Origin of the sequence: Streptomyces hygroscopicus subsp. hygroscopicus (assembly GCF_001553455.1) — a bacterium.
GTDB lineage: Bacteria > Actinomycetota > Actinomycetes > Streptomycetales > Streptomycetaceae > Streptomyces > Streptomyces hygroscopicus.
The window spans coordinates 1-2,699 of record NZ_BBOX01000419.1 but is presented as its reverse complement, the minus strand read 5'-3'; the positions used below and the strand labels follow the sequence as shown (position 1 = coordinate 2,699).

At 75.7% G+C, this 2,699-nt stretch carries 2 protein-coding genes; both read right to left on the bottom strand.

Annotation, left to right across the window (positions count from 1 at the left end; translation table 11 throughout):
* A partial coding sequence (locus AXW62_RS33970; protein WP_442267820.1) for a type I polyketide synthase occupies positions 1-1,842 on the bottom strand: 1,842 nt, incomplete at its 3' end.
* On the bottom strand, positions 1,839-2,699 hold an 861-nt coding region (locus tag AXW62_RS46815; protein ID WP_289306035.1), incomplete at its 5' end, for a phosphopantetheine-binding protein. The genes AXW62_RS46815 and AXW62_RS33970, both read right to left, overlap by 4 nt.

The window sequence follows — 2,699 nt, the reverse complement described above, 5'->3', positions numbered from 1 at the left end:
TGCGAACGTGGTGCGGTCCAGCCCCTCCCCCGTCGCGACCGCTTCGGCGAGCTCCGGCGAGAACCGCCCGCACACATCCGCGAACACCCGGGCGAACAGCGGGAACGCCGCCGACAGGCCGCTGCCCATGCCCGCCCACTGTGCCCCCTGGCCGGAGAACACCACGCCCACCCGGCGTCGGCGGGCCGCCGGTTCGGGGGCGTCGCCGCCGGCGGCGGCGGTCAGGCCGGGCAGCAGGTCCGCCGCCGACCGGCCGGACACGACCGCGCGGTACGGCAGCACGGCGCGGGTGGTCGCAAGCGAGTAGGCCACATCGGTCAGGGCGCCGTCGGGGACGGCGGTGAGGTGGTCGCGCAGCCGGTGCAGCTGGTTGCGCAGCCCGCCGGGGGTGGCGGCGGTGACGGCGAGCGGCAGGACGGAGGTGTGCGGCGTCTCCGCAACGGGCACGGGCCCGGCGTCGGCGGCGGGCGGCTCCTCGATGATCACGTGTGCGTTGGTGCCGCTGATCCCGAACGACGACACCCCCGCCCGCCGCACCCGGCCGGATGCGTGCGGCCAGGGCTGCTCGTGTACGGCGAGCCGCACGGCGCCGGCCGACCAGTCCACGACGGTGGTGGGCTCGTCGGCGTGCAGGGTGCGCGGCACGGCCCCGTACCGCAGGGCGAGCAGCATCTTGATGACGCCGCCGACCCCGGCGGCGGCGGAGGTGTGGCCGATGTTGGACTTCAGCGAGCCCAGCCAGAGCGGGGGCCGGTCGCCGCGGTCCCGGCCGTACGTGGCCAGCAGCGCCTGCGCCTCGATGGGGTCGCCGAGCCGGGTACCGGTCCCGTGCCCCTCCACCACGTCGACATCCGCGCCGGTGATTCCCGCGTCCGCCCACGCCGCCCGGATCACCCGCTCCTGGGCGGGGCCCGACGGGGCCGTCAGCCCGTTGGAGGCGCCGTCCTGGTTCAGCGCCGAACCGCGCACCACACCCACCACCGGATGCCCGAGCCGGCGCGCGTCCGACAGCTTCTCCACCAGCAGCACGCCCACGCCCTCGGACCAGCCCGTACCGTCCGCGCCCGCCCCGTACGACTTGCACCGCCCGTCGGCCGCGAGACCCTGCTGGCGCGAGAACTCGATCCAGGCGCCGGGGGCGGACATGACGGTGACGCCGCCGACGAGCGCCAGCGTGCAGTCGCCGCCCCGCAGGGCCTGAACGGCGAGGTGCAGGGCGACCAGCGAGGAGGAGCAGGCGGTGTCCACGGTGATCGCCGGCCCGTGCAGGCCGAGGGTGTAGGCGACGCGGCCGGAGGCCACGCTGGCCGCGCTGCCGGCGAGCAGGTATCCGCGCAGCTCGTCCGGGCCGGTGTCCATGTCGGTGTAGGTCTGGCCGGCGAAACCGGCGAACACACCGGTGGGGGTGGCGCGCAGCGCGGCCGGGTCGATGCCCGCGCGCTCGACCGCTTCCCAGGCGACTTCGAGGAGCAGGCGCTGCTGCGGGTCGGTCGCCAGCGCCTCGCGGGGCGTCATGCCGAACAGCGCGGCGTCGAAGTCACCGGCGCCGTCGAGGAATCCACCGCGAGTGGTGTCGCAGCGGGCGGCGAGGTCGGCCAGGTCCCAGCCGCGGTCGTCGGGGAAGTCGCCGATCGCGTCGGCCCCGTCGCGGACGAGCCGCCACAGGTCCTCCGGGGTGCGGACACCGCCCGGGTACCGGCAGGCCATCGACACCACGGCGATCGGATCGTCGTCACCGGACTCCAGTTCGGCGAGGCGGTCCCGGGTACGCCGCAGTTCCTCGGTGGCCCGCTTGAGGTAGGCGGCGAGCTTCTGCTCGTTGGGGGTGGGCATCGGGATCACTCCGCTTCCGGGCCGAGTTCGCTGTCGACGTAGGCGAACAGGTCGTCGAGGGACGGGTCGTCGGGGGCCGGGTCGGGCCCGGGGCGCAGCTCGGTGTGCAGGTGTTCGGCGAGCGCGGCCGGGGTGGGGTGGTCGAAGACCAGCGTGGCGGAGAGCGCCAGGCCGCTGAGCCGGTTGATCCGGTTGCGCAGTTCGACGGCGGTGAGGGAGTCGAAGCCCATCTCGTGGAACGGCCGCTCCGGATCGACGGCGCCGGGGTCGGCGTGGCCGAGCACGGCCGCGGTCTGCTCGCACACCGCTTGGAGGACGTACGGGCCCCGGTCGGCCGCGGGGAGGCCGGCGAGCCGTTCGCGGAACCCGGGGTCCGTGGGCGCCGCGGTGGGCGCCGCCGCCACGGTCGCCGGCGGGGCGCCGTCGGCGATCCAGTAGTGCTGGTGGTCGAAGGCGTAGGTGGGCAGGTCGGTCGGGCGCGCGCCACGGCCCGCGAAGAAGCCCTCCCAGTCCACCGGCACACCCGCCGTGAACAGCCGGGTCAGCGCGGACACCGCACCGTCCGCCTCGTCGGCGTCCCGCCGTACCAGCGGCACCGCCACCGGCACCTCGGTGAGCAGCCCCGTCAGCGTCCCGTCGGGCCCGGCCTCCACGAACACGTCCACCCCGTCGGCGCGCATCGCCGCCACCGCGTCCGCGAACCGCACCGGTTCGCGCACATGCCGCACCCAGTACCCCGGGTCCGACAGCTCGCCCGGCTCCACCGGCCGGCCGAGGAGACCCGACACCACCGGCATGCGCGGCTCGCTCAGTGTCACCTCGCGGAGCGCGGCGGCGAAGGCGTCGAGCATCGGGTCCATCAGGGA